This is a genomic window from Streptosporangium sp. H16 (assembly GCF_051918855.1).
Lineage (GTDB): Bacteria > Actinomycetota > Actinomycetes > Streptosporangiales > Streptosporangiaceae > Streptosporangium.
Window position 1 is genome coordinate 464,061 of sequence record NZ_JBPXMD010000003.1, and the last position, 26,013, is coordinate 490,073.

General features: G+C 72.1%; 20 protein-coding genes. 9 read left to right on the forward strand and 11 right to left on the reverse strand.

Translation table 11 applies throughout. The features are described from left to right. Positions 1–224 precede the first annotated feature (224 nt). The gene (locus ACTOQ2_RS07695) at positions 225–2,378 is read right to left on the reverse strand and encodes a hypothetical protein (protein ID WP_440099005.1); all 2,154 of its coding nucleotides are present in this window, start codon (positions 2,376–2,378) and stop codon (positions 225–227) included. A gap of 197 nt (positions 2,379–2,575) precedes the next feature. Here ACTOQ2_RS07695 and ACTOQ2_RS07700 point away from each other — a divergent pair, with 197 nt between their 5' ends. The 5 genes from ACTOQ2_RS07700 to ACTOQ2_RS07720 all read left to right on the forward strand — a co-directional run bounded on the left by ACTOQ2_RS07700 (position 2,576) and on the right by ACTOQ2_RS07720 (position 10,103). After that, complete coding sequence (locus ACTOQ2_RS07700; RefSeq protein WP_440099006.1) at positions 2,576–4,087, forward strand: hypothetical protein; 1,512 nt, start codon at positions 2,576–2,578, stop codon at positions 4,085–4,087. Positions 4,088–4,246: 159 nt separating this feature from the next. Beyond that, positions 4,247–5,866 (forward strand): LCP family protein, encoded by a 1,620-nt coding sequence (locus ACTOQ2_RS07705; RefSeq protein ID WP_440099007.1) that lies wholly within the window; start codon positions 4,247–4,249, stop codon positions 5,864–5,866. Positions 5,867–6,125: 259 nt separating this feature from the next. Then, complete coding sequence (locus tag ACTOQ2_RS07710; protein WP_440099008.1) at positions 6,126–8,195, forward strand: acyltransferase family protein; 2,070 nt, start codon at positions 6,126–6,128, stop codon at positions 8,193–8,195. Between the two features lie 100 nt (positions 8,196–8,295). Continuing rightward, positions 8,296–9,381 (forward strand): glycosyltransferase, encoded by a 1,086-nt coding sequence (locus tag ACTOQ2_RS07715; RefSeq protein ID WP_440099009.1) that lies wholly within the window; start codon positions 8,296–8,298, stop codon positions 9,379–9,381. After that, on the forward strand, positions 9,366–10,103 hold the full coding sequence (locus ACTOQ2_RS07720) for an acetoacetate decarboxylase family protein (protein ID WP_440067509.1): 738 nt from the start codon (positions 9,366–9,368) through the stop codon (positions 10,101–10,103). Before ACTOQ2_RS07715 ends, ACTOQ2_RS07720 begins: the two co-directional genes overlap by 16 nt. A gap of 27 nt (positions 10,104–10,130) precedes the next feature. On the opposite strand, the gene ACTOQ2_RS07725 is transcribed toward ACTOQ2_RS07720, so the two are convergent. From ACTOQ2_RS07725 to ACTOQ2_RS07755, 7 genes are all read right to left on the reverse strand, one after another. Further along, on the reverse strand, positions 10,131–11,006 hold the full coding sequence (locus ACTOQ2_RS07725) for a sugar kinase (RefSeq protein ID WP_440099010.1): 876 nt from the start codon (positions 11,004–11,006) through the stop codon (positions 10,131–10,133). A 13-nt stretch (positions 11,007–11,019) separates the two neighbouring features. Continuing rightward, on the reverse strand, positions 11,020–11,901 hold the full coding sequence (locus ACTOQ2_RS07730) for a glycosyltransferase family 2 protein (protein WP_440099084.1): 882 nt from the start codon (positions 11,899–11,901) through the stop codon (positions 11,020–11,022). A 195-nt stretch (positions 11,902–12,096) separates the two neighbouring features. Next, positions 12,097–12,864, reverse strand: a complete 768-nt coding sequence (locus tag ACTOQ2_RS07735; protein WP_440099011.1) for a CDP-alcohol phosphatidyltransferase family protein — start codon at positions 12,862–12,864, stop codon at positions 12,097–12,099. Then, positions 12,842–13,882 carry an iron-containing alcohol dehydrogenase family protein gene (locus tag ACTOQ2_RS07740; protein ID WP_440084150.1) on the reverse strand — a complete coding sequence of 347 codons (1,041 nt, stop codon included), beginning with the start codon at positions 13,880–13,882 and terminating at the stop codon, positions 12,842–12,844. Before ACTOQ2_RS07740 ends, ACTOQ2_RS07735 begins: the two co-directional genes overlap by 23 nt. A gap of 5 nt (positions 13,883–13,887) precedes the next feature. Beyond that, entirely contained in the window at positions 13,888–14,622 is a 735-nt protein-coding gene (locus ACTOQ2_RS07745) for a phosphocholine cytidylyltransferase family protein (RefSeq protein WP_362679110.1), read from the reverse strand. Between the two features lie 106 nt (positions 14,623–14,728). After that, positions 14,729–15,364, reverse strand: coding sequence for a DUF5941 domain-containing protein (locus ACTOQ2_RS07750; RefSeq protein ID WP_440099012.1), 636 nt, complete (start codon positions 15,362–15,364; stop codon positions 14,729–14,731). Positions 15,365–15,435: 71 nt separating this feature from the next. Continuing rightward, a complete protein-coding gene (locus ACTOQ2_RS07755; RefSeq protein ID WP_440099013.1) occupies positions 15,436–17,040 on the reverse strand; it encodes a CDP-alcohol phosphatidyltransferase family protein in 1,605 nt (534 codons plus the stop codon). A gap of 155 nt (positions 17,041–17,195) precedes the next feature. Here ACTOQ2_RS07755 and ACTOQ2_RS07760 point away from each other — a divergent pair, with 155 nt between their 5' ends. Next, positions 17,196–18,584 (forward strand): SDR family NAD(P)-dependent oxidoreductase, encoded by a 1,389-nt coding sequence (locus ACTOQ2_RS07760; RefSeq protein ID WP_440099014.1) that lies wholly within the window; start codon positions 17,196–17,198, stop codon positions 18,582–18,584. 19 nt (positions 18,585–18,603) lie between these two features. Here the strand turns inward: ACTOQ2_RS07760 and ACTOQ2_RS07765 are convergent, their stop codons facing one another. Further along, on the reverse strand, positions 18,604–19,635 hold the full coding sequence (locus ACTOQ2_RS07765; protein WP_440099085.1) for an ExoA family glycosyltransferase: 1,032 nt from the start codon (positions 19,633–19,635) through the stop codon (positions 18,604–18,606). 66 nt (positions 19,636–19,701) lie between these two features. Here ACTOQ2_RS07765 and ACTOQ2_RS07770 point away from each other — a divergent pair, with 66 nt between their 5' ends. From ACTOQ2_RS07770 to ACTOQ2_RS07780, 3 genes are all read left to right on the forward strand, one after another. Further along, on the forward strand, positions 19,702–21,198 hold the full coding sequence (locus ACTOQ2_RS07770; RefSeq protein WP_440099015.1) for an LCP family protein: 1,497 nt from the start codon (positions 19,702–19,704) through the stop codon (positions 21,196–21,198). 57 nt (positions 21,199–21,255) lie between these two features. Then, complete coding sequence (locus ACTOQ2_RS07775) at positions 21,256–21,624, forward strand: STAS domain-containing protein (RefSeq protein ID WP_440099016.1); 369 nt, start codon at positions 21,256–21,258, stop codon at positions 21,622–21,624. 342 nt (positions 21,625–21,966) lie between these two features. Then, positions 21,967–22,362 carry an STAS domain-containing protein gene (locus ACTOQ2_RS07780; RefSeq protein ID WP_440099017.1) on the forward strand — a complete coding sequence of 132 codons (396 nt, stop codon included), beginning with the start codon at positions 21,967–21,969 and terminating at the stop codon, positions 22,360–22,362. A gap of 49 nt (positions 22,363–22,411) precedes the next feature. Here the strand turns inward: ACTOQ2_RS07780 and ACTOQ2_RS07785 are convergent, their stop codons facing one another. Further along, complete coding sequence (locus ACTOQ2_RS07785) at positions 22,412–23,461, reverse strand: LacI family DNA-binding transcriptional regulator (protein WP_440099018.1); 1,050 nt, start codon at positions 23,459–23,461, stop codon at positions 22,412–22,414. Between the two features lie 7 nt (positions 23,462–23,468). Then, the gene (locus ACTOQ2_RS07790; protein WP_440099019.1) at positions 23,469–25,985 is read right to left on the reverse strand and encodes a glycoside hydrolase family 3 C-terminal domain-containing protein; all 2,517 of its coding nucleotides are present in this window, start codon (positions 25,983–25,985) and stop codon (positions 23,469–23,471) included. Between the last annotated feature and the right edge of the window lie 28 nt (positions 25,986–26,013).

A 26,013-nucleotide genomic window follows, 5' to 3' on the forward strand; every position in this document is an offset into this window, starting at 1 on the left:
GAATCCATCGCATCCACCGTGTTACCCCCAGAAATGATCTGGTATTTGGGTGAATATCGTTACACACCTCTCCAGATTTCGATCACCAGTGACGCGGTGCTCCGGAAACCGGCCGGCTCCGCCCAGACACCCTCCCGCGCGAGGGGTCCTTCAATGGGACGACCAATGGGACGACACGTGGAAATGGGACGACACGTGGACCCGCACCTGGTTCGCGATATCTCTCACGTGTCGATGTTCGCACGCGGAACGGTCATCCAGACGTCGGCGGCCAGGGACCAGGTGCCGTTGGGGGCGTCGACGAGGGAGCGGTCGTCCTGGCGGGTGCGGAGGTTCATGATGTGGACGGGGGTGCCGTACCCGGACAGCTGCCGGGACTCGGCGGCGAGCAGGACCGGGGTGCGACCGGCGGCGCGGACGCGGGCGGCCAGACGGGCGACGTCGGCGGACCTGGGGATGTCGGAACGGTAGATGGTGAGCCGGGCGGCCGGGAAGCCGCAGACGCCCCGGACGACCTGGGTGAAGCGGGCGGCGGTGACGCGCTCGACGACGAGCACCGAGGCGCGCGGCGGGAGGGCCGCGCACATGGTCTCGACCGCGGCGAGCTCGCCGCGGTCGACCGGGCTGAACGCCGTTCCCCCCGAGGTGATCACCGGGGGGACGAGGAGGAGGACCGCGCCGGCCGCGACGAGGCCCCTGCGCGTGCCCTGGCCGTACCCCGACCTCCGCGCCCTGTCGCGCGTCCAGCGCAGGCCCCAGACGGCGAGCAGGATCAGGCCGGGGATGACGACGGGGACCAGCCGCCGGGCGGCCCACGGGTGGTCGGGGGTGATGCCGGGCCGGTAGAGCGTGGTGACCGTGGTCCAGCCGATGACGGCGAGCGGCAGCAGCCAGCCGGGGGCCGTTCCCCTGATGAGCCTGCGCGTGAGCACGACCGCGGCGAGGGTGGCCAGGAGCGCCGCGGGAAGCCCGATGTACCAGACCACCCAGTGTGCCGAGTTCTCGTAGTAGAGCCGGGAGCCGTCGAGCGGCAGGCGGTTGATCCGCTGGACGCCCTTGATGAATTCCGCGGTCACCTGGTCGTCCGACGTGACGGGCGGCCGGACCACGGTCTCCAGCCACGGCCGGGCGGCGAAGGCCGCCGCGACCAGCGCGACCAGGCCGGCGGCGATCTCGGGCAGCCTCGGGACACCGGCCACCCGCCGCAGCGGGGCCGCGAGCCGCGGGGCGAGCGCCGCCGCCACCACGGTGAGGATCCCGACCGCGCCGCAGATGGCCAGCAGCGGGACGACCGAGTCCGACAGGTAGTCCAGGTACGGCCTGGACAGCAGGTAGGCGGCGGCCAGGCCCAGTCCGGCCCCCGCCACCAGCCCGCCGAGCAGCGGCACGCCCAGCCGTCCCCCGTCGCGGTCCCCCGCCCGGCTCAGGGCGATGAGCAGCCCGGCGTAGACGAGCACGGGGAGCACGTCGCGCAGCCCGTCGATCCTGACCAGGACGGCCAGCCCGAACACCAGCCCCGCCAGGGCGGCCCCCGTCCGCGCCGCCCCCTCACCGAAGCCGGAACCGGAACCGAAGCCGGAATCGGAAGGCATGGGCGGCGGGTCACCGGCGCCGACGACACCGCGGCGGAGCCTGGCCTCGGCGTCGTACAGCAGGGCGAGGCCGCCGAAGAGCAGGACCAGGGACGGGATCTCGCTGAAGGTCGTCCGCGAGGTGTAGAGGATCGGAAGGCAGACGGCGAAGGCCGGCGCGGCGAGGAGTGCCCAGCGAGCCCCGACGAGCCGGGCGACGACCCCCGCGAGGACCAGCACACCCGCCGCCCCCAGCACCGGCGGCACCAGCAGCAGCCCCGCGACGTCACCCGGCCAGGCGCCCACCGCGTGGAGCATCGGCGCCCCCGGCATGAACTGCGGCACGACCGCGCCGCCGGAGGCGTAGAAACCCACGCTGTCGAAGTGGAGCGCCGGGTCGGTGCCGCCGAAGGCCCATTCCTGGGAGGGGATCGGCAGCGAGCCGTGCCGGGCCAGCCAGACGCCGTACTGCGCGTAGGTGGCGGGGTCTCGGCGGACGATCAGCTGCTCGCCGTGCAGCAGGCCGTTGAAGATCCCGGAGGCCAGGGCGGCGGCGACCACCCCGGTGACCTGCCAGGCGGTCGCCTCGACGGTCTCCGGCAGGCGGCGCAGGCCGTACCGGCACAGCAGCGCGACGGCCGCCAGCCCCAGCGGGACCGCGACGAGCGGCCGGAACCAGCCGAGCAGCAGCAGCGGCAGCCCGGCCAGCAGCCAGCCCGCCAGGACGAGCGCGGGCACGACGGAGACCACGGCGAGCACCCTGCCCGCCGAGGGCCTGCGCGTACGGTCCAGCCAGCCGGTGGTCATGATGCGAACCGAGCGTAGTGCCACTTCCGGCCCGCACCTGGCACGCCGGGCCTGGACCGGGGCCGCGTCCGGGCGGGGCCGGGTTCAGGCGGGGCCGGGAGCCGAGCGGGATCCAGGGGCGCGGACACGGGACCGGCGCGAACGCGGGGCCAGGTCGAAGCCGGTAGCGTACGCGCAGCATTCGAGGAGGGGGACGAGTGATCGGGTGGGTGCGGCGGTATCGCGGGTTTCGGGGCGACCGCGAATTTCCTGACCGCCGCGGGCTCCGGGACCGCCTCCGGTTCCAGCTCCGGGACCGGGACCAGGACCACGTTCGGCTCCGGGGCCGCCGCCTGCTCCTGGAGCATCGCTGGTTCCTGGGCGTGCTGGCCGCGGGGATCGCGCTGCGGGTGATCACCATGCTCGGCTACCGGCCCGCGCTCTGGTTCCCCGACTCCTACACCTACGTCGTCACCGCGCTGAAACCCCGGCCCGACCTGGTCCGCCCCGCCGGGTACCCGATGTTCATGCGGCTGCTCGAGCCGTTCCACGAGTTTGCCGTCGTCGCGCTCGCCCAGCACCTGCTCGGGCTGCTGATCGGCGTGCTGGTCTATCTCACCGCGCGGCGGCTGCGGGCGCCCGGCTGGGCCGCCGCGCTCGCGTCCGTCCCCTCCCTCCTGGACGCCTACCAGATCCAGCTGGAGCACCTGCTGGTCTCCGACACCCTGTTCGCGGCCCTGGTCATGTCGGCGGCCTGCCTGGCCGTGCGCGGGTCCGTCGGATGGCGTACGGCGTGCGGGATCGGGCTGCTGCTCGCGGCGGCGACGCTGACCAGGACGGTCGGGCTGCCGCTGGTGGCCCTCTTCGCGGGCTGGCTGATCGTCAGGGAGCGGGGCCGGGTGCTCGCGGCGGGGGTGATGCTCGCCGCCGCGACGGTGCCCGTCCTCGGGTACGGGGCTTGGTTCTACGCGACGTACCAGCGGATCGGCATCGTGGGCGCGAACGGCGTCTTCCTGTACGGCAAGACGATGACCTTCGCCGACTGCGGCGTGATGCGCCCGCCGCCCGACCTGGCGGTGCTCTGCGACCCCCGCCCGGCGGCGCGGCGGCCTCCCGCGCAGGAGTACGTCTGGGCGCAGGACTCGCCGCTGGTCAGGCTGCCCGGTATCACCTTCACCCGGGCGAACGACACGCTGGCCGGGCGGTTCGCGTCGCTGGCGATCCTGAGCCAGCCGCTGGACTATCTCGGCTCGGTCGCCTCGGAGCTGGCCCGCTCGTTCACGGTGGGCCGCCCGGTCTACCCGGATCAGGAGATCTACGACTACTACCGATTCCCGGCGACCCCGCCCGCGCCGCCGGGGCGCTATCCGGCGACGGTGGGCGCCGAGGCCGCGAAGCGCTACGAGCGGGGCCCGATCTCCACCCGGATCGTCGAACCGTACGCGGGCTGGATCCGTACCTACCAGGGAATCGCCGGACTGCCTGGCGCGGCGGTCCTGGTGATCCTGCTGCTACCGCCCGCGGCGGCGTGCGTCCGGCGCTTCCGCCCAGACTCCACGGCGTGGGCGCTGCCCTGGTCGGTGGCGGTGGTGCTGCTGGTGATGCCGGCGGCGGTGGCGGAGTTCGACTACCGGTACGTCCTGCCGGCCGTGCCCGCCGCCTGCCTGGCGGCGGCACTTGTCGTACGTAAACCTAATTTCAGTAACATTCCTACTAATGTCCGCATTTGAGTATGCTGGCCGCCGGATCATCATGGCGGTGTCAGGGGGCGGTCTTGGCCAAGTTCGCATCATCACGACTCCTGGCGCGCACCTCGTGATCTACCCTTTGGGCTCGATGATCGAGCACGAGCACCGGACGACGACGCCGCCGCCCAGCGGGAGGCTCGTATGAGCGACCACCGGCAGGCGGCCGTCAGGGACCGCCGGAGCGAACCCGCCTCCCACGGCCGCCGGGGCGCGCGGCGCGCGGGAGGGGACGGGCCCCCTCAGGAAAGCCCGCCGAGAGACCTCCCGACGCAGCCGGGAGAGGCGACGCCGAGGGGCAGGGGCCGCAAGCAGCGGCGGCTCACCGGCGGCGCCTGGGCCGGCATCGCGGCGACCGGCCTGCTGGTGCTCGGCACCCTGGGCGGCTACGGGGTCTACCGCAACACGGTCGGCAACATCAGCGGTGTCGATATCGTCAGCAAGCTCGGCAACGACCGCCCGGCGGCCGTCAAGGGCGCGCTCAACGTGCTGATCGTGGGCTCCGACACCCGTGAGGGCGACAACCTCAAGTACGGCCAGAAGATGGCCGACGCGGGCAAGCGCACCGACACGATCATCCTCATGCACATCGCCCCCGACCGCGACAAGGCGACGTTCGTCAGCTTCCCCCGCGACTCGGTGGTCGACATGCCCGCCTGCCAGTCCGAGACCGGCGCACCGGTGGCGGCCCGCACCGAGATGATCAACGCCGCCTACAACGAGGGCGGCATCACCTGCACGATCACCACGATCGAGGCGCTCACCGACATCCGCATCGACCACTTCGTCGAGGTCGACTTCACCGGTTTCAAGAACATCGTGGACGCCCTCGGCGGCGTCAGGGTCTGCCTGACCAAACCGGTCGACGACAAGAAGGCCAAGCTCAAACTCGCGGCGGGCTGGCACCTCCTGGCGGGCGAGAAGGCCCTGGGCTACGTCCGGCTGCGCGGCTACGGCGACGGCAGCGACATCGGCCGCATCAAGCGCCAGCAGGTCTTCCTCAGCCAGGTGGTGAAGAAGGCCACCAGCAGCGAGCTGCTGACCGACCCCGGCAAGATGCTGAACTTCATCAACACCGCCGCCAAGTCCGTCCGGATGGACGAGGAGCTGGCCAAGGACACCGGCACCCTGCTGCAGATCGGGCAGAGCGCCCAGAAGCTGACCGCGGGCGGCGTCAAGCTGATCACCGTCCCGTGGGGCCCCCATCCCGACGACCCCAACCGGGTCGCCTGGGTGCAGCCGTACGCGAACCAGCTGTTCGCCGCGATCAAGAACGACACCGAGGTCACCCCGCCCCCGGACCCCAAGGCCAAGCCGGCCGTCAAGCGCGAGCAGGTCAGGATCCAGGTGTTCAACGGCACGGACACCCCGAACAGGGCCAGGGAGGTCGCCGCCGAGCTGGCCGACCAGGGCTTCGTGGTCACCCACGTCGGCAACGCCCGCCCGGCGACCGGCAACGTGCCCACCACCACGGTGCGCTACGCCAAGAAGGACGCCGCCGACGGCGTCTCGTACGGCGACGCGCTGGCCGCCAGGCTCTCCGGCGACAAGCGCGCCCCGGTCGCGGGCAAGGTCAGGCCGGTCACCACCGAGAAGTACGTCCCGTCCGTGGCGCCCCCGCCCACCCCGGGGGGCAAGGCCCCGACCGGGCCGGTCATCCAGCTGATCATCGGCGCCGACTGGCCGGGCGTCCGCGCCCTCCCGAAGATCCCCGACGCCCTCACGGACAAGGTCGTCGACAGCAAGACCAACCCCTGCACCTGACCTCCCTCGCGGCTCCCCGCCACCCGGACACCGGGCCCGGTGGCGGGAACCGGCCGCTCACCGGGCCGTGGACAGTCACGATTACCCGAGAACCGCCCGAATCAGAGCGCGTGCATGCGACAGAGGGCGCACAGTCGGTTTAGGGTTGGTCAAGGCCGCGAGGCGAACGCCTGCCCGCACTTCCGGCCCGCCCCCCGGGCACCCCGCCAGTCTGCCCGACTACTCCCCGGTCTCCGACAGATAGCTGAGCCTTCCCCTCGTGAGCGACATCCGATCCTTCCAGGTGCCGGCCCCCCAGGACGACGGCGGTTCCGAACCCGGCTCCGGCGGGTCCACCGGCGGGCAGGGCCGGAGATCCGCCCCGTGGCCCGGCCACGCGCAGGCGTCCGGCGGGTCCCAGCCCTCATGGCCGGAGCCGCCGTCCCCGGGTCCGGCCGCCTCCGGCCGGGCGTCCCGGCGCGACGCCGGGGACGACCGGGAGGAGAGCCCCGGCGAGGTCACCGAGTGGGGGGCCTACCCGGCGTACCGCGAGCCGCACGCCGGTGGCCCCCACGACTCCCACGACCCGCTCGACCTGTCCAAGCCCCTGAACGCCGAGCCGGTCCCCCAGGAGCCCTCGTGGATCCGCGAGGAGCCCGCGTGGTCCCAGGAAGGGCCGGCGTGGGCGCAGGATTCGTCGTGGGCGCAGGCGTCGTGGGCACAGGAGGATTCCTCCCCCTCGGTCCCGCCGCGGGAGGACTCCTCTCCTCCGGTCCCGCCGCGAGGGCGTGAGGGTTCCGCCCCGCCGGTCCCGCCGCGGGGGCGGGAGGACTTCCCCCCGTCGTGGGCGCAGGACGGCCCCACTCCCCCGCAGGGCGCCCCCCAGGTGCCGGCCCCCCGGCCCGACTGGGCTCCGCCGCCCACGTCGCCGCGCGTCCCCCCGTCCGGGGGAGCCGTGCCCCCTCGGGCTCCCGGCCGGGCACCCGCCCCCGGATATCCCGGGGTCCCCGGAGACTCCCAGCTTCCCGGGCGGCCACGGCTGCCCGGAGAGCCGCAGGCTCCCGTGCGGTTCCCGGACCCGGGACGACCGCCGTCCGCCCCGCGGCCCCGCCAGGAGCCGCGGCCGGCCGGCGAGCGTCCCTTCTCCTACTGGGAGAACACCAGCCGGGAGAGCGAGCCCTCGTTCTGGAGCCAGGGCCCGCAGGCCGAGCAGGAACTGCGGGCCGAGCGCGAGCGCGAGCCGATCGCCGAGGAGGAGGCCCCGGCCCCTGCGGCCAGGAAGAAGCGCGAGCCCTACCTCGACAACGTGAAGTTCGTCCTGATCGCCCTGGTGGTGACGGGCCACTCGCTGGTCCCCACCCTGAAGGCGCACTCGGCGGAGGCCGCGTACCTGTTCATCTACATGTTCCACATGCCAGCGTTCGTGCTGATCAGCGGCTACCTGGGCCGCAACTTCTGGAACTCCAACGCGAAGATCAACAAGCTGGTCGACACCCTGCTGATCCCGTACGTGGTCGTGGAGATCGGTTACGCGCTGCTCCGCTACGGGCTTGGCCAGAAGTGGACGCTGACGATAATTGATCCGGCCTGGCTGAACTGGTATCTGCTGGCCCTGGTCCTCTGGCGGATCTCCACGCCCATCTGGACGCGGATGCGGCAGCCGCTGCTGGTCGCGGTGGTCATCTACATGGCCGCGGGCTTCTCGGAGATCTCCGGCGACTTCAGCATCGACCGCTTCTTCGGCCTGCTGCCGTTCTACGTGCTCGGCCTGCTGCTCAAGCCGGAGCACTTCGACCTGCTCAAGCCCCTCTGGGTCAAGATCACCTCAGCGGTCGTCCTCATCGGCGCCGCCGGGGTGGCGATCGTCATCGCGCCCCACGTCCCTCGCGACCCGATCTACTTCCGCTACAGCTTCAAGGGCATGGACATGTCCTGGTGGCTGGGCCTCGGCGTGCGCGGCGCCGTGCTGGTCGCCGCGCTGGTCATGACGGTCGCGGTGCTCGCGCTGGTTCCCCGGGGCGAGACCTGGTTCTCCGACCTCGGCACCCGCACCCTGTACGCCTACCTGCTCCACGGCGTCGTGGTGGTCATCGCCAAGGACCAGGGCTGGCTGAGCTTCCCCTGGCTGTACGGCCCGCTGGGCGTGGCGGCGATCGCGTGCAGCTCGCTCGCCCTCGCCATCGTGCTGTGCCTGCCGGAGACCCGCAAACTCTTCAAGTGGATGCTCGAACCCCGCCTGGTCTGGCTCTACCGCCGCCCGTCCCCGCCCGCCGACACCACTGCCGCTACCACCGCACCGGCCGGCGCCGCCCCCGCCGCCAAGGAGAGTTCAGCGTCAGTTACCCGGTAATTAACCCCACACATCCGGTGATGACGGAACGAACACTCAGCATCGGGATATGCGGGTATGCGTCGCGACAATCGCTCATCACCCAGAGGACGCCCGGATCATGCATCGGCAGATCCGGTCGCTCCTCGACGCCGGGCATGAGATCACCTACGTCGCCCCCTTCACCGACTGCAACGTCACCCCGGATCCCGGGATCCGGGCGATCGACGTGCCCCGGGCGACCGCCGGGCGCCGCAGGCGGGCGCTGAAGGCCGCCCGGGGGGCACTCGAACGCGGGGTGGAGGGCGCCGACCTGCTGGTCGTGCACGACACGGAGCTGCTGTTCCGCCTGCCAAGGCGCCGCCCCGTCACCGTCTGGGACGTGCGCGACGACGTCGGGACCGCCCTGGGCGCCTGGAACACGGCCACCGGCCTCCCCGGCCACCTGCGCCGGGCCCTGCCCGCGCTGGTACGCCGGGTCGAGGCCCGCGCGGAGCACCGCCTGCACCTGATCCTGGCCGAGGACTCCTACCGGGAGCGGTTCTCCGGCACCCACCCGGTCGTGCCCAACGCCGCCTACGTGCCCCCTGTGCCGCCCGCGCCGCCCGGCCGGAACCGGGTGGTCCACGTGGGTCACCTCTCCGAGGCCGGTGGCGTGGCCGAGCTGGTGGAAACGGCCCGGCTGCTGCTCCCGTACGGGATCAGGCTCGACCTGATCGGCTCCGCCGACGTCCGGATCAGGCCGCTGCTGCGGGACGCGCAGCGGGAGGGCCTGCTCGACTGGTACGGCTACGTGCCCAACCGGCACGCGCTGCGGATGGCCGAGGGGGCGATCGCCGGCCTGTCGCTCCCGCACGACGCTCCCGGCCCCCGGCCCGTACCGGCCAAGATCATCGATTACATGTCCCGGGGAGTCCCGGTGGTCACCACCCCCCTGCCCGCCGCGGCGTCCATGGTCGAGAGGACCGGGTGCGGTGTCGTCGTCCCCTTCGGGGACGCGCAGGCGGTGGTACGCGCGGTGCTGGCGTTGCGGGGCGACCCGGAAGGGGCGGCCGCGACGGGCGCGCGCGGCCACGCCGAGGCCCTGGCCCACCACAACTGGCCGGACCACGCGGGCGCGTTCGTGGGGCGGCTGGAGGAATGGGCGGGCAAAACAGTGACGTCCGGCCTGGAGATTGGTGTACTGGAGGCATGGCACGCCATCTGATTCAGGGGCGCGAGGTCACCATGCCGGTCCGCGTCCGCGACGTCATGGTCTGCAGCGCGTCCTACCTGGTCAGGGCGGACGCCGCGCGGGCGGTGATCGCCTACTCGCACCTGGACGTCGCCGAGGTGCTGCCCCGCAAGGCCCTGTGCACGCTGGTGTTCGCCGACTATCTCGACGGTGACCTGGGCTGCTACCACGAGTTCGGCGTCGCCTTCCTGGCCAGGCCTCCCGGCTCCGGCCACGTTCCCGGCGGAGGGCTGCGCGCGAACCTGGCCGAGCTGCACCGCACCGGCGCCGGGGCGTTCGTCCACTGGCTCCCCGTCGACCAGGGCTTCACCCTGGAGGCGGGTCGCGCCATCTGGGGCTTCCCCAAGGAGCTCGCCGACATCGACCTGCGCCTGTCCTCCCCCTACAAACGGTGCATCGTGCGCAAGGACGGCCGCCTGGTGCTGGACCTGCTGATCAAACCGGGCGTCCCGGTGCCGGGCACCGGCATGATGACCCCCCTCGACGCCTACAGCCACCTGGACGGCGTCACCCGCCGCATCCCCTGGTCGCTGTCCCCCCGGGGGATCCGCACGCGTCCCGGCGGCGCTCTCATCCGCCTGGGCAACCATCCGATCGCCAAGGAGCTGAGCGAGCTCGGCCTGCCCAAGCGCGCCCTGGTGACGAGCACGGTCTCCCACCTGGCCATGACGCTCGGCGAGGCCAAGGAGCCCTGACAGCCCTGACAGGAGCCGCGTGCGGGATCAGGCGTCGAGCTCCAGGAGGGGCAGTTCGGCCCTCGTCGGCAGGCCCTGCCAGTCGCTGGGCCCCGACGAGGCGAAGGCCGCGAGCAGGCCGCCCCGGCGCAACCGGTCGGCCGGGTGCAGACCTTCCAGCAGCGCGCTGAGATAACCCGCGACGAAGGCGTCCCCGGAGCCGTTGGGGTCGACCACGGGCGTGGAGAGGTTCGCGGCGTCGTGGCGGACACCGTCGACCCGCACGCTCGCCCCCCGGGCGCCGCGGGTCACGATGACCTCGCGATCCCCGGTGAGCGCGGGCTTGACCAGGTCGAGCTCGGTCTGCCGGACGAACAGCACGTCGGCCGAGCAGGCCAGCACGCTGAGGATCTCCTCGGCCTCGCGCAGGTCGGGCCAGAGCTGGTCGTGGTAGTCGATCGCCACCGAGACCGCGACCCCGGCGGTCCGCGCGGCGCGTACGGCGGCGTGCATGGCGTCGCGCGCGCTCAGCGCGGCGGTGATCCCGCTGACGTGCAGGACGCGGGAGGCCGCGATCCGGTCCACCGGAACATTCCCCTGGGCGAGCCTGACGCCGGTGCGGTAGTACGTGACCCTGGACGCCTGGCCGAGCCGCGACTCCTTCAGGAGGATCCCGGTCGGGGACCCCTCGTCCACCCGGGCGTCGGAGACGTCCACGCCCTCGCCGCGCAGCGCGGTGAGGATCCTGGCCCCCAGCTCGTCGCCGCCGACCTTGCCCAGCCAGCCCACCCGGTGGCCGAGCCTGGACAGCCCGACCGCGACGGTGAACTCGGCCCCGGCGACGTCCAGCCTGGCCTCGTGCTCGTGACGGATCCGGCCGCTGGTGACGACGCCGAACGCCTCGCCGAGGGTGTAAACGTCCACTGCGGATCGGGGATCAGACGATCGGCGGGCGACCGAGGCGGAGCATGCGCCAGGCGGTGTTCCAGCCCATGGGACGGCGCTCGCCCGCGGGCTCGCGGAGCCCCTCGGTGAAGCCCTTGAACCAGGCGCGCAGGGCCGGCCTGGAGCGCTCGCGGACCAGGGTCAGCACGATCCAGTTGAGGAGGTAGAGCCCGGCCAGCACCCAGGGAAGGTTGCGGCGGGCCAGCCAGACCCGGTTGCGGGCGTTGAGGCGGTAGAAGTCGGTGTGCCGGGTCGGGGGGACCTGCGGGTGGTACATGACCGTCTGGGCGTCGTACTCGATGCGGTAGCCCTCGCCGAGGAGCCGCCAGGCCAGGTCGGTCTCCTCGTGGGCGTAGAAGAAACGCTCGGGGAGACCACCGACCTGGAGGAAGGCCGAGCGGCGGATGGCGCACGCGCCGCCCAGGAAGGTGGTGACCGGGGAGGACCGCTCGGGGTCGCCCGCGCGCAGGCGGGGGACGTGGCGGCGCTGGCCGATGCCGCCGTCGGGGTCCTTCACCCTGAAGGAGACGACCGCGAGGTCGTGCTCGGTGGAGAAGCGCTCCCGCAGGTGGGAGACGAGCCCCATGTCGGCGTACCAGCCGTCGTCGTCGAGGAAGAGGACGACGTCGCCCGAGCACTCCTCGACGCCGCGGTTGCGGCCCGCGGGAATACCCGCGTTGTGGTTCAGCCGCACGCTCCTGATCGAGGCCGAGGACCCCTGAGGCACGGTGGCCGACAGCTCGGGAACGTCCGTGCCGTTGCCGACGATGACCACCTCGACGTCACCGTCGACCTGGTTCAGCGCGGACTCGACCGCCCGGTCCAGCTCGGGGACCCGGTTGCCCATGGTGAGGATGACGCACGAGATCTTCAACGGGTCATCGTCCTGACGCGTCGAGAGCACGTACGGAGCATACTTTCATGATCACCGAGTCTGCTGGGTCGGGAATTCTGGCGGGGCTGGAGTTTCCTGGTATATCGGGGGACAAGCGTATCGGAACCGCTGGCGAACACCCACCAAACAGCGGGGTGTTCGCACTTACGACGCGCCCGGACGCCATCCGGTTCCTCATGAAAGCCGCCTGGACGCCAGAATGCTGATCAGATGCAGGACCATCTGCAGCACGGCGACGACCACGCAGGCCACCACGAGGATCCTCGTCGCCGCCAGCCCCCCGTTGAGGGCGTCCCAGATCGCGGCGACCACGATGAGGAGGGACAGCTCGACCGCCTGCACGATCCGGTGGAATTTCAGCGCGGCGGCCGCCCTGCGCGCCATGCCCAGCCCGCGCGACCGGAAGTGCTCGGCCGAGGCCTCGCTCGCCGCGACCAGCCCGGAGCGGGCTCGGGCCACGTCGACCAGGTCGGTCTCCGCCTTGATCAGGATGGCGCCGAGCGCGGCGGCGAACCCGATCACGGTGTACCAGTCGGGCAGGATCTCCGACGCCCGGAACCCCAGCCCGATGAGGATGGCCGCCTCGGCGAAGTAGTGGCCGACCCGGTCGAGGTAGACGCCGGTGATGGAGGTGCGGCCGGTCCAGCGGGCCAGCTCGCCGTCGGAGCAGTCGAGCAGCAGGTAAAGCTGGACCAGCAGGGCCGCGAGGACGGCCGCCCAGAGCCCGGGCAGCGCGAGCACGGCTCCGGCCAGCAGGCCGGTGAGGATCATCAGCCAGGTGGTCTGGTTGGGGGTGATCGGCGTCTTGGCGAGGAACCAGGTGACGTAGATCGACAGCTTGCGCATGTAGAGCGCGCCGGCCCAGTGCTCGCCGCTGTTGCGATCCATGGTCGAGTGCGGCTGGGCCACCGCACGGAGCTCAGCGACCGACGGCCCGGACATAATCCTCCACCCGATCGTGAATCTCCGGCTCCGACAGGCGCAGGTGCTCAAGGATCGTGTAGCGGCCGGGGCGCGTGGCCGGGGCCAGCATGACCGCCTCGGTGAACTGGGCCGCGGACAGCCCCACGTCGATGGGGGTGACCGGCAGCTCGTGCCCGCGCAGGCAGTCGACGACCTGGTTGAGCCTCCGCGAGTCCTCGCGAAGGAAGAAACAGAATGCGGCACCTATCCCGGCGAGCTCGCCGTGGTTGGAGGTGCCGGGAAAGAGCTGATCCACGGCATGCAGGATCTCATGGTCTCCGCCACTCGAAGGACGTGAGGATCCGGCGACCACCATCGACATGCCCGACAGGATGAGCGCCTCGGCCAGCACGGTGAGGAACGCGTCGGACTCGATCGAGTCGGATCTGCCGATCACCGCCTCCGCCGAGGTCCTGGACATCGCGCAGGCCAGGCCGTCGATCGGCTCCCCGCGCTCGCTCGCGCCGAGCTGCCAGTCCTCGATCGCCGAGAGGTTGCTGACCACGTCGCCGACCCCGGAACGGACCAGCGAGGCGGGCGCGTCGTGTACGAAATCGAGATCCACCATGATGGCCAGCGGCATGGGCACGCCGAAGGAGCCCTTGCCGCCGTCGTGCGTGAGCGAGGCCACCGGCGAGCAGATCCCGTCGTGCGACAGGTTGGTGGCCACCGCCACCATCGGGATCCCGGCCAGCGACGCGGCGTACTTGGTCACGTCGATGGTCTTGCCGCCGCCGATGCCCACGACCGCCTCGTACGCGCCCTTGCGCAGGTCGGCACCGAGCGAGATCGCCGCGTCGACCGAGCCGTCGGGCACCCGGAAGACCTGGGCCTCGCCGAGCGAGGGAGTGATCACCGAGGCGATCCGGTCTCCCTGGCCCGCGCCCACGGCCACCGCCACCCGCCCCGAGGTCGCCACCCTGCTGTCGGCCAGCAACGAGCCCAACTGGGCGACGGCGCCCCGGCGCACCTCCATGGACAGGGGGGCCGGGAGCATCCTGGCTAGTATCGGCACGCGATCTCCCGCGCCTTGGCGAGGTCGTCGTGGTTGTCTACCTCGACCCACGGGACGTCACCGATCGGAGCGACGGCGATCTTCTCGCCGCGGGCGACGAGCTCCTGGTAGCCGTCCTCGTAGTAGAGCTGCGGGTCGCGCTCGAAGGTGGCTTGGAGGGCGTCGGCGAGGCGGTCGCCGATGCCAGGCCGGATGAGCGTGGCGCCGATGTACTCACCGGCGGCGGCGGCCGGGTCCATCAGCTTGGTGATCAGCCGCAGGTGGCGGTCGCCGTCCAGGGTGACCTTCATCTCCTCGTCGGCGAGCTTCTTGACGTCGTCGACCGCGAGCAGGATGTCGGTGGTCGCCGGCGCGGAGAGCAGCGTCTCCTCCACCGAGACGGGGTGCACCGTGTCGCCGTTGACCAGGAGCACACCCTGGTCGAAGTAGTCGCGCGCGCACCACAGGGAGTAGGCGTTGTTCCACTCCTCGGCCTTGTCGTTGTGCACGAGGGTGAGCTTCACGCCGTGCCGCCGTTCCAGCTCGGCCTTGCGCTCGTGTACCGCCTGCGCCTGGTAGCCGACGATGACCACGACATCACGGAGATCGGCCGCCGCGAGGTTGCGCAGCGAAATGTCCATGATCGTGGTGTCGCCGTCGACCGGCACGAGCGCCTTGGGCAGCGTGTCCGTGTACGGCCGCAGGCGTCGTCCGGCCCCGGCGGCCAGCACCATTCCCAGCAACGTGCACTCCTCATTCGGGTGAGAGCCTCCCGGCGGGCACTCCTAGGCCCCAAAGATTAGTTGCCTTCGGGCCCTGATCGTGTAATCCGGGGTTCGCCGGACGTTCTCAATCGTGTGCGCCGAGGTCGGCCGCGTCCACCCCGGTGTCCACCCCGACCCGCGGGGCGGCCAGCCAGCAGGTGACGCTCTCCCAGGAGAAAAGGCACCACAGGTAGAGCGCGAGCAGGGCGAACACCAGCGTGACCTGCCCGGCGAGCCCGCCGAGGGCGATCAGCAGCATCCGGCCGTCCCAGCCGAGGCCGGACGTGGCCAGCCAGGACGGGGGGTAGACCCGCTGCCTCAGCCGGTAGACGACGTCGTAGTGGTGGAAGGCCATCGCGCCGAGCAGCATGAAGATCAGCCACGGTGGCACGTCGTGCGCGAAGCCCACCGAGGCCACGAAGCCGTACTCGGTGAGGCGCAGGACCGGCGGCACCAGCCAGTCGAGCCGGCCGTCGTGCGGGTGGGAGCTTCCGAGACCGGCCAGCAGCAGCGCCACCGCGGGGGCGAACACCGCCGGCCCGTCGGTGCCGGCCACCCCGACCAGGAGCAGCACCCCGGTCACGAACATCCCGACGATCGCGGGCGGCAGCGGCGGGAGTTGCCCGGCCACCAGGGCGCCCATGCCCCTCGACAGCACCCCGTCGTCCCGGTAGGCGACCACGACACTCCGCGGCACCGGCGCCATATGCACAGAAATCATGATCGCACCTGTTTTTCCCACTCGCCTGGCGGAAGATCCGTCCCGCCGGTCATGGATCCCGCCGCCCCGGGTCATCGGCTGAGCGACCTGCCCATCCGGCCGAAGAGGATGTAGAGGGCGGCGATCCCGCCCCAGACCAGCAGCGCGACGAAGGTCACCCGGGCGTTGAAGAGGGCGGCGGTCACCGCGATCAGGGCCATCCGCTCCCCGATGGGCAACACGATGATCTTCTTGAACCAGCGGGTGAGCGACGCCTTCTCCATGGCCCGCGAGAGCCGCACGACCGCGTTGCCCGTGCCCGGCGTCCGTCCCGCGTCGGCACCCGCGAACGCGGCCCGCCGATCCGGCCGGTGCGGCGCCGCCGTCCGCCTCGCGTCACCTGCCGGGTCGGCCAGCGAACCCGCCGGCCTGGCCCAGGCCGCGCCCACCCGGCTCGCGTCGGCGCGCGCCCCCGAGTACGAGAAGTCGATCGTGTGGCGGAGCATCTGCAGGATCATCGCGGACACCGCCAGCGCCCAGATGCCGTCCGGGCCGCCGCCCGCGACGTCCAGCCCTGCCGCGTACCCGATGGCGAGGCCCAGGTAGACGGCGTACTCCTTGACGCGGTCGAAGGTGGCGTCCAGCCACGCCCCGAGCGGCGAGAAGGTCCGGGTGTAGCGGGCGAGCTGGCCGTCGACGCAGTCGAGCACGAACGACAGGTAGAGCAGGACCGCCCCGGCGACCAGACCGGGCCGGGTGCCCACGGAGAACCAGATCGCGGCGAGCGCGGCGAAGCCGACGGAGATGCCGGTGACCGCGTTCGGCGTCAGGCCGAGCCTGGCGACCGACTTCACGAGGTGCCTGGACCAGGAGCTCACCCCGTACGTGGCGAAGAAGCCGTCGTTGGTCTTGACCGCGGCGTCCAGCCGGGCCTCGCCCTCGTCGATCTCGGCCAGCCGGGACACGGCCGTGTCGGCGTCCGCCTGCCCGGCCATCCGGTCGGCGTGCAGGCGTCCGAGCCTGGCCGCGCGCACCTGGACGCCGGAGCGGACCAGGCCGACCAGGAGCAGGCCGGGGGCCTCGCCGGCGTCCATCGGGCCGAAGGCGCCCGTCTCGGCGAGCTCGGCGAGCGTCTCGGCGATCTCGGCGAAGCCCGCGAGGTCGGACACGCCGACCTGGAAGGCGCCCCTGAAGGTGCCGTTGGTCTCGCCGGCCTCGTGGAAGGAGGTGCCCGCGGCCACCACGGACCTGCCGTCGGTCCTGACCGGCGGGCGCGCCGGCCCCGGGGCCCGGCCCACCTGGCCCGCCTGGCCCGTCTCGCCCACCAGCGCGCCGGTGCCGCGGGCCGGGTGCTCCACGAGCATGGCCAGCGCCTCGGTGTGCGCCACCAGGTCGCCGGCGACCACCAGCACCGGGCCGATGGACGAGCGGGCCACCTTCGCGATCCTGCGCAGGTCGTCGGCGAGCCCCCTCGACCCCTCGGCCCCGATCATGTGGGTACCGCCGGGCGCGTGGATGATGTCGCTGGAACGGGCCACCACGTGCACGTCCCGTACGGGAAGGGTGGCGAGCTGGCCGGTCAGCCTGTCGAGCAGGGTCCCGCCGGAGCACCGGAGGCCGGACGTCTCGGTGGTGGCGAGCACGACCGCGACCGCCTGTGAGGCGTCGGACGAGGCGATGGCGTGAGGGTCGGGCAATCCGGGCTCCTTCGTATCCGACGGGATCACCGTACGAATCGGGGAGTGCGCACTCAGCGTAGCTAGATCTTGACGGGATAGCACGGGAGCACGCCGGACGATCGGGTACGCACCCATTACGCTCGCCATATCCGAACTGTCAAAGGAATCTGATCGTGGCCGAACGTGAACCGCGTCCCCGAACCGTCGGTGTGGTCCTGGCAGGCGGCGTCGGCCGGCGCGTCGGCCACGACACCCCCAAGCAGCTGCTGGAGATAGCCGGCAGGACGATCCTCGAACACACCCTCGCCCTGTTCGAGGGGTCGCCGGAGGTCGACGAGATCATGGTCATGATGGCGCCCGGCTTCACCGGCGAGGTGGAGCGGATCGTCGAGCGCAACGGCTTCATGAAGGTCGGCAGGATCCTGGAGGGCGGCGCGAGCCGCCCGGAGACCACCTGGCGGGCGCTGCGGGCCCTGGGCACGCGGGAGTGCCTCGTGCTGCTGCACGACGCCGTACGCCCGCTGGCGGAGCCCAGGATCATCGCCGACTGCGTCGAGGCGCTGAGGACCTTCTCGGCGGTCGAGGTGGCGATCCCGAGTTCCGACACGATCGTGGTGACCTCGCAGGGGCCGCACGGGGAGATCGTCAGCGACGTCCCCGACCGTGCCGGCCTGCGCCGCGTCCAGACCCCGCAGTGCTTCCGGCTCTCGGTGATCCGCGAGGCGTACGAGCGCGCCTTCGCCGATCCCGGCTTCGGCGACCGGCCGCCCACCGACGACTGCGGGGTGGTGCTGCGATACCTTCCCGACGTGCCGATCCACGTGGTGCCGGGCAGCGAGCGGAACATGAAGGTCACGCACCCGGTGGACCTCTTCATCGCCGACAAGCTCCTGCGGCTCGCCGCGAGCGACGTCCCCGCCCGCTCCGGCACCGCCCTGCGCGAGGTGCTGGAGGGCAGGACCGTGGTGGTCTTCGGCTCGGACGACGGCGCCGGCGCCGAGGTGGCGGAACTGGCCGGGCACCACGGCGCCCGCGTGTTCCCCCTCCCCGGTGCGGCGAGCCTTCCCGGTACGCCGGACGTGGTCCGCGTCGACGACTTCCGGGCGGTGGCCGACGCGCTCGCCCGGATCGTCAAGGAGACGGGCGGGATCGACTACGTGGTCAGCGCGGCGGGCGCGCCCCCGGGCAGGATCGACGCGGCGGACGACACCGCGATCGCCGAGACCGTGAGCCTGAACCACCTGGGCCCCGTCACCGTCGCCAGGGCGGCCCTCCCCCATCTCCGCGAGACGCGGGGACAGCTGCTGTTCCACGCTCCCTCCCGCGCCCGGGACGCGGCGGGAGACGGCCTGCGCTCCTTCGCGGGAGCCGCCGTGGCCGGCCTGACCCGGGCACTCGCGGAGGAATGGGCCGGGTACGGGGTGCGGGTCAACTGCGTGGATCCCGGGCGGGCCGAAGCCACGGCGCCGCCGGGCCCGCGCGCCCCGTCCGCCGTCGCCCGCACCTCGCTGGACGTGCTCGCCTCCGGCATCACCGGTCAGGTGGTCGACGCCCGCCCCTGAGCGGCGTCCGCCCCGGGGGTCAGCCGCCCGCGCGGTCGGGCTTGCCGAGCCTTCTCGGGCTCGTCAGGAAGCCCCAGCCCCACGACATGTGCATGGTGACGTAGACCAGCGGCAACCGGACGAGCGCCGAGGCGGGCAGGCCGCTGCCGGTGACCGCGGAACCGGCCAGGATCGCCGCCAGGTAGCCGCCCGGGATCAGCAGCCCCGGCCAGAAGAACGGGGAGACCACCAGGCCCGCGAGGATGGCCAGCACGGCCAGGGGCGGCGCCAGGTAGCGCAGGTTGATCGTGCCCTCGTGGGTGCGGGCGACCACCCTGCGCCAGCGGCCGTAGTGGAAGTACTGCTTGGCGAGCGCCTTGAGGTCGGGCCTGGGCCGGTAGGAGACGCGCATCCGGGGCTGGAACCAGACCAGGCCGCCCGTCTCGCGGATGCGGTGGTTCATCTCCCAGTCCTGGGCCCGCTGGAAGTGCTCGTCGTAGCCGCCGACCCGCTCCAGCGCGGCGCGGCGGAACACGCCGAGGTAGACCGTGTCGGCCGGGCCCGCGGTGCCGCCGGTGTGGAACCGGGCGCCGCCGACACCGATCTTGGACGTCATCGCGCGGGCCACCGCCTGCTCGAACGGCGTGACGCCCTCGGCCGCCATGACGCCGCCCACGTTGTCGGCGCCGGTCTCCTCGAGGGTCTCCACCGCGACCTGGAGGTAGTCGTCGGGGAGCATCGCGTGGCCGTCCACCCTGGCGATGATCGCGTTGCCGGACGCGGCGATGGCGGCGTTGAGCGCGTTGGGGGTGCGGCCGGTCGGATTGGGCACGACGACCACGCGGGGGTCGTCGGCGGCGATTTCGTCGGCGACCTCCTGGGTACGGTCGCGAGAGGGGCCGATCGCGAGAACGACCTCGATCGGTCCCGCGTACCGCTGCGAGAGCACCTGACGCACCGCCTCCCGCAGATGGCGCTCCTCGTTCAGCACCGGGATGACGATGGAGATGGGGGGCCAGACACGTGTCTCGGAAGACGACGCCGGCGCGGGCGAGTCGGGGAACTGCTTCATGGCGTCGCTCACGCTACTGTACGAACGGGTACCTCATCGACCCAGCTGGAGCCTAGGGGGCCATGCATGCGCGACCCGGAGGAGGATTCGGGTGTGCACGTAGGCGGCGACGCCTACGGCAGCGTTCGGGTGAACCCGAGGCGTGATCGCAGGTCGGCGAGGGGTGCCCGCACCCGGCGGCGCGGTCTCGTGATCGCCGGCGCGCTCTCGTGCCTGGTTCTGGGCAGCTCCGGAGTGACCTGGGCGCTGACCAACTACGCCACGACGAAGATCGAGGCGGTCGACGCGGGGGTCCCCGGCTCGCGGTCGAGCACCGGCGCCATGAACATCCTGGTGGTCGGCGTCGACAAGCGCGACGACCTCACCCGCAAGCAGCAGAACCAGCTCAAGCTGGGCCGCGAGACCGGCGAGCGCACCGACACCATGATGGTGATCCACGTGTCGGAGGACCACAGCAAGGTCACCGTGGTCAGCCTCCCCCGCGACACCTGGACGACGGTCCCCGGCAAGGGCATGCACAAGATCAACGCCGCCTACCAGCTCGGCGGCCCAAAACTCGCGACACGCACGGTGCAGGCCGCCACGGGCCTGACCCTGCACCACTACGTCGAGGTCAACGTGCTGGGCTTCATCGAGGTGGTCGACGCCCTCGGCGGCATCTCGGTCTGCACCCCGGTCCCGATCAACGACCCGAAGACCGCGCTCGACCTGCAGCCGGGCACCTACTCCTTCGACGGCGTCAAGGCCCTCTCCTACGCCCGCACCCGCGCCACCGCCCGCTCCGACCTCGACCGCATCGACCGCCAGCAACAGGTGATCTCCGCGCTGCTGAACCAGGCGCTCAGCGGCGAGACGCTGACCAACCCGGTCAGGCTCGCCTCGTTCGTCGACACCACGCTCGACACGATCCGGGTGGACGACGCTCTGCGCGGGGACCTGCTCGGCCTGGCCGACCAGCTCAAGGACGTCTCCACCGACGACGTGGCCTTCGCCACGGTCCCGCTCGCCGACGTCGACTACAAGACGCCGACCGGCGAGTCCGCGGTGCTCTGGGACAAGGAGGCGGCCAAGGAGCTGTTCCGCAGGATCGCCGCCGACGAGACGCTGGTCAAGCCCGCCAAACCCGGCAAGTCCACGCCCACCCCTGCGGCCTCCCCCTCGGCTCCCGCGCTGACCGTCGCGCCCTCGCGGATCGCCCTCAGGGTGCTCAACGGCACCACGATCACCGGCCTGGGCGCGCAGACCAGGGCCGACCTGCAGAGAGTCGGCTTCCTGGTGCCCGAGACCCCGGGCAACACCCCGCAGAAGGACTTCGAGAAGACCGTCATCCGCTACGGCCCCGGCCGCGAGGATTCCGCACGCACGGTCGCCGCCGCGCTGCCCGGGGCGGAACTGCGCCCCCTGGAGAGCCTGGGCGACAAGATCGAGGTGGTCGTGGGCCGGAAACACGCCCCGGCGAAGAAGGTCACCGTGAAGGAGACGACCGCCTCGCCCGCCCCGAGCGCTACCCCTGCCGCGACCCCGACAGCAAGAACAGCAACGGACAACATCTGCAAAAAGTGAGCTAAGTGCATAACAACCTTCTGTCAGGGCAGCTGGAAAGGCACGGAGGTGATGATCGTGATCTCAACATTCGATGTTCAGACATGGCGCAGTGGCACCTGTGTGGTCGTGCAGGCGACGGGCGAGCTCGACATGGCCGTGGCTCCCCGGTTGCGCGCGGAAATCGACCACGTCCTGCACGAGGCGGGCACCCCGAACCTGGTGATGGACCTGACGGGAGTGCCGTTCTGCGACTCGGTGGGATTGGGGGTCCTCGTGGGCACGCTCACCCGTCTCAAGGAGGCCCACGGCCGCCTCATGCTGGTGGTGAGCCCCGGCATGATCACCCACCTGTTGACGATCACCAATCTCGACCGGCACTTCGAGACGCGGGACAGCCTGCGCGAAGCGCTCGACGCCATGGCACCGAGCCACTCCCCGGGCTGACCCCTCCCAGGTCGGGCCGGCTTTCCCAGCCGGCTCACGCCTCTCTCCCGTCATTCGGGAACCGGCTTTCCCGCACCTCCGCACCCACGTTCGGGCGGGGTCACAAAGCTGTTTCCTCGAATAGCTGGCACATATGCAGGTTGGCATCTACACTTCGCTTCGAAGCTATACGATCACGGAAAGCGATGATTCGCACCGTTAGGGAGTATCGTGGCTTCAGATGGTCCACCCCCTCCGCGCCCGCACGACGCGACCGGGGAGGCGACGATCTGAGGCCAGGCGTCCGAGCGACACCCCCTGGCCGGATACGTACATTCACGTGAGCCTGCAGGGAAGTGGGCGATGAACGCACTTCAACTCACGAGCGAGCACGCGAACGGCTTCGTGGTCATCACGGTGGCCGGCGAGCTCGACCTCGCCACCAGGCCGGACCTGTCGGCCTTCACCCAGGACGTCATCGACGCCCGCCCCGGCACGGTCATCATCGACCTGGCCGGTGTCACCTTCATCGACGCGTGCGGCCTGAGCGCGCTGATCGCCGTCAAACGGTACGCACGCGAGCACGACACGCCTCTGCTCCTGGCCGGAGCCCCACCGGTCGTCCTGAAGCTTCTGAAGCTGACCAACCTCGACGCGTCCTTCACCGTGATCTCCCGCACGGCGGCGATGGGCCCCCCGCCGGACTGCTCGGAGGTCGCCCCGCACGTCCAGGCGACCAGCCCCCTCGCCGAACGCTAGACGTCCGGCCCGCACCCCGCGGAGCGGCCGCACCGGCCGCTCCCCCGGATCAGGCGGACTCCCTGACCACCAGCGTCGGTTCGAAGATCCGCGAGGTCACCGGATGATCCGGATGCTCGATGTGGGTCAGCAGCAGCCGTCCCATCTCGGCCGCCATGTCCTCGACGGGGTGGCGGACGGTGGTGAGCGGCGGGCGGCAGGCCAGCGCCGCGCTGCTGTCGTCGAAACCCACCATGGCCACGTCACCGGGCACGCTGCGCCCGTGCTGGCGCAGCACCAGCAGGGCCCCCTGGGCCATCAGGTCGTTGGCCGCGAAGACGCCGTCGATGTCGGGATGCTCGGCGAGCAGCCGTTCCATCGCCACCTCGCCGCTGTGAAGGGTGAAGTTGCCCTCGGCGCAGGGGATGTAGGGATGGCCGTGCACGGCCATCGCCTCCTGGAAGCCCGCCAGGCGGTCCTGGCCGGCCGGGACGTCGAGCGGGCCGGAGATGGTCGCCGGCCTGCGACAGCCCCGGGCGACGAGATGGTCGGCGGCCAGCTTGCCCCCGGCCCGGTGCCCGACGTCGACGTAGCTGATCGGGATCGGCCTGGCCGGTCTGGCGAAGAGCACCGCGGGCAGCGAGGCGTCGGCGAGCAACTTGGGCAACGTGTCCTCGGCGCTGATGGAGACCAGGATGGCCCCGTCGACGTTGCCCCGGCGCAGGTAGCCGATGACCTGGTCGCGGGTCTCCGGGGTGTCGGCGAACATCAGGATCGGATAGATGCCCAGCGGGCGCAGGAAACCGACGACACCCCCGGCCACGCGCCCGAAGAACGGATCGGCGAAGACGTGGCCGGGAAACGGGCTCTCCTCGCTGCTGCCCGCCCCGGAGACGATCAGGGCGATCGTCCCCGTACGCCGGGTGACCAGGGAGCGCGCGGCCTGGTTGGGCACGTAGCCGGTGAGGGCGATCGCCTGCTTGACCTTCTCCTGGATCGCGAGATCCACGTTGCGGATCCCGTTGATCACGCGCGAGACCGTGGCACGGGAGACTCCCGCCGCCCGCGCCACATCCTCCAAGGTCGGGGGCGCCGACACTCGCGGCAGGCCTTCGCTCATAGGGCTTTTATAGCACAGCGAGAGAGCGCTCTCCCGAGGACTCTCCCGAGGTCGGCGGCTCCGTGCCGAGGAGCACCTCGGCGCTCAGCGGCAGGTCGGCGGCCGAGCGTCCGGCGAGCACCGTGAAGGCGCCCTCCTCGGCCCGCCAGGCGTGGTGCTCGGCCGACCAGTGCCGGAAGGCCCGCGCCGGGACGTCCACCGTGACCTCGACGACCTCGCCCGGCCCCGCGTCGGCGAGGGCGTAGCCGGCCAGCCAGCGCGCGGGACGGGTCACGCCCGTCTCCGGCCGGGACAGGTAGACCTGGACGACCTCGCGACCGGCGCGCTCGCCGGTGTTGCGCAGCCGTACCCGGACGGGCAGCGGGCTCTCCGGGGAGACGTCCCAGGGCACGGAGACGTCCTCGTAGGACCAGGACGTGTATCCGAGGCCGTGCCCGAACCAGTACGCCGGCGGCTCGGGCCGCCGCAGCCAGGCACGGTAACCGATGTCGAGACCCTCGGTGTAGGCGAGCGTCCCGTCCCGCGGGACGGTGGAGACGAGCGCCCTGCCGGCCCAGGTCGTGGGCAGCCGGCCCCCGGGTTCTGCCCGGCCGAACAGGACGTCGGCGAGGCCGTGCCCCGCCTCCTGCCCGGGGAACCAGCTCAGGAGCACGGCCGGCACCTCCTCGCGCCACGGCAGGACCATCGGGCCGCCGGAGTTGACGACCACGACGGTCGCCGGGTTGGCCGCGGCCACCGCCCGGACCAGCTCGTCCTGGCGTCCCGGCAGGTTCAGGTGGGCGCGGTCGGCGCCCTCGTTCTCGATCTCCTCCGTGGAGCCGACCACGACGACGACGGCGTCGCAGGTGCGGGCGAGCTCCACCGCGGCGGCCAGCTCCACCTCGTCGGCGCGCCGGGGCGGGTCCGCGGCCAGGACCGAGGCGATCCCGCTGCCGGGATCGAGCCGCCGCCGGGAGACGAGCTCCACGTCCCGGCCCGCCGTCACGGGGAACCGAGCGCGCCGGTACGGCGGGGACAGGTGCACGGTGGCGGGGTCGTCGGTGTCACGCTCCACCTCCTCGTCGACCAGGACGTGGCCGTCCGCCTCCAGCAGGACGTGACCCCATCCGGCGACGGCCAGCTCCCACAGGCCGTCCACCTCCGGGCTCAGCAGGGCGCGGATCTCGACGGTGGCGGCGGCGTCGATCCGCGCGGGTTCCAGGATGCGGCCGGTCAGCCGGTGTTCGGCGTGGATCTCGGCTCCGGCGCCGTCCAGCAGCCGGACCAGGACGCCGGGTTCGCCGGTCAGGGGGTCGCGGGCGTTGTCCGTGCCCAGCGGGGTCGGCCGGTCGTCGAGGTGCGGGCCGGGGCGGTGGAGCACCTCCGCCGTACCGGACAGCGCCTCGCGGATGCCGTCGAGGGGGGACACGACGGACACGGGGTACACGCCCGCGCTGCCGCCTCCCTGGATCCGGGCGGCGGCGGCGTTCGGCCCGAGCACGGCGACCCTGCGCAGCCGCGCGGGGTCCAGGGGGAGCAGCGAGTCCTCGTTGCGCAGGAGGACGGTGCTCGCGGCGACGGCCCGGCGCAACAGCGTGCGGGCGGCCCCGTACCCTCCCTGCTCGCCGGCGTCCTCCCGTTCGGCGGGGCCGGGGAGGGCGGGCGGGGCGTCGGCGGCATCGGCGGCGAGGTCCAGCGCGCCGACCCGGGAGGCCAGCCGGAGCAGGCGCCGGACCTTGTCGTCGATCGCGGCCTCCGGCACCTCGCCCGCGCGCACCGCGGCGACCAGCGCCTCCCCCCAGGTGCCCTCCGGCCCCGGCATCGCGAGGTCCTGCGCGGCGCGGGCGGCGGGACCGGTGGAGCGGACGCCGCCCCAGTCCGACACGACCACCCCGTCGAACCCCCACGCCCCCTTGAGCGGGTCGGCCAGGAGAGGGCTCTCCGACATCGTGGTCCCGTTCACCCCGTTGTAGGCGGACATGACGACCCAGACGCCCGCCTCCACCGCGGCCTCGAACGGCGCCAGGTACAGCTCGCGCAGGGTCTGCTCGTCGACGCGGGCGTCGAGGGTGAGCCGTTCGGTCTCGGAGTCGTTGGCGACGTAGTGCTTGGCGGTGGCCGCCACCCCGCCCGCCTGGACGCCCCGGACGCAGGCGGCGCCGATCCTGCCGGTCAGCAGGGGGTCCTCGGAGTAGCACTCGAAGTGGCGCCCGCCGAGCGGCGAGCGGTGCAGGTTGAGCGTCGGGGCGAGCAGGACGTCCACGCCCTTGCGCCGTGCCTCGCCGGCGAGCAGGCCGCCCAGCAGTTCCACCAGGTCGTCGTCCCAGGTGGCGGCCAGTGCGGTCGCGGAGGGCAGGGTCAGGGAGGTGCTCCGCTCGTCCCACCCCTCCCCGCGCACGCCGACCGGGCCGTCGGAGGTGACCATGGCCCGCAGCCCGATGCCGGGCTCCGCGTGGGTGGACCACACGGTCGCCCCGGTGAGCAGCCGCACCTTGCGTTCCAGGTCCAGCTTCTCCACCAGCCGGTCGAGCTCGTCGATGCCCACGTGTGTTTCCCTTCGCTGTCGGAGAGCG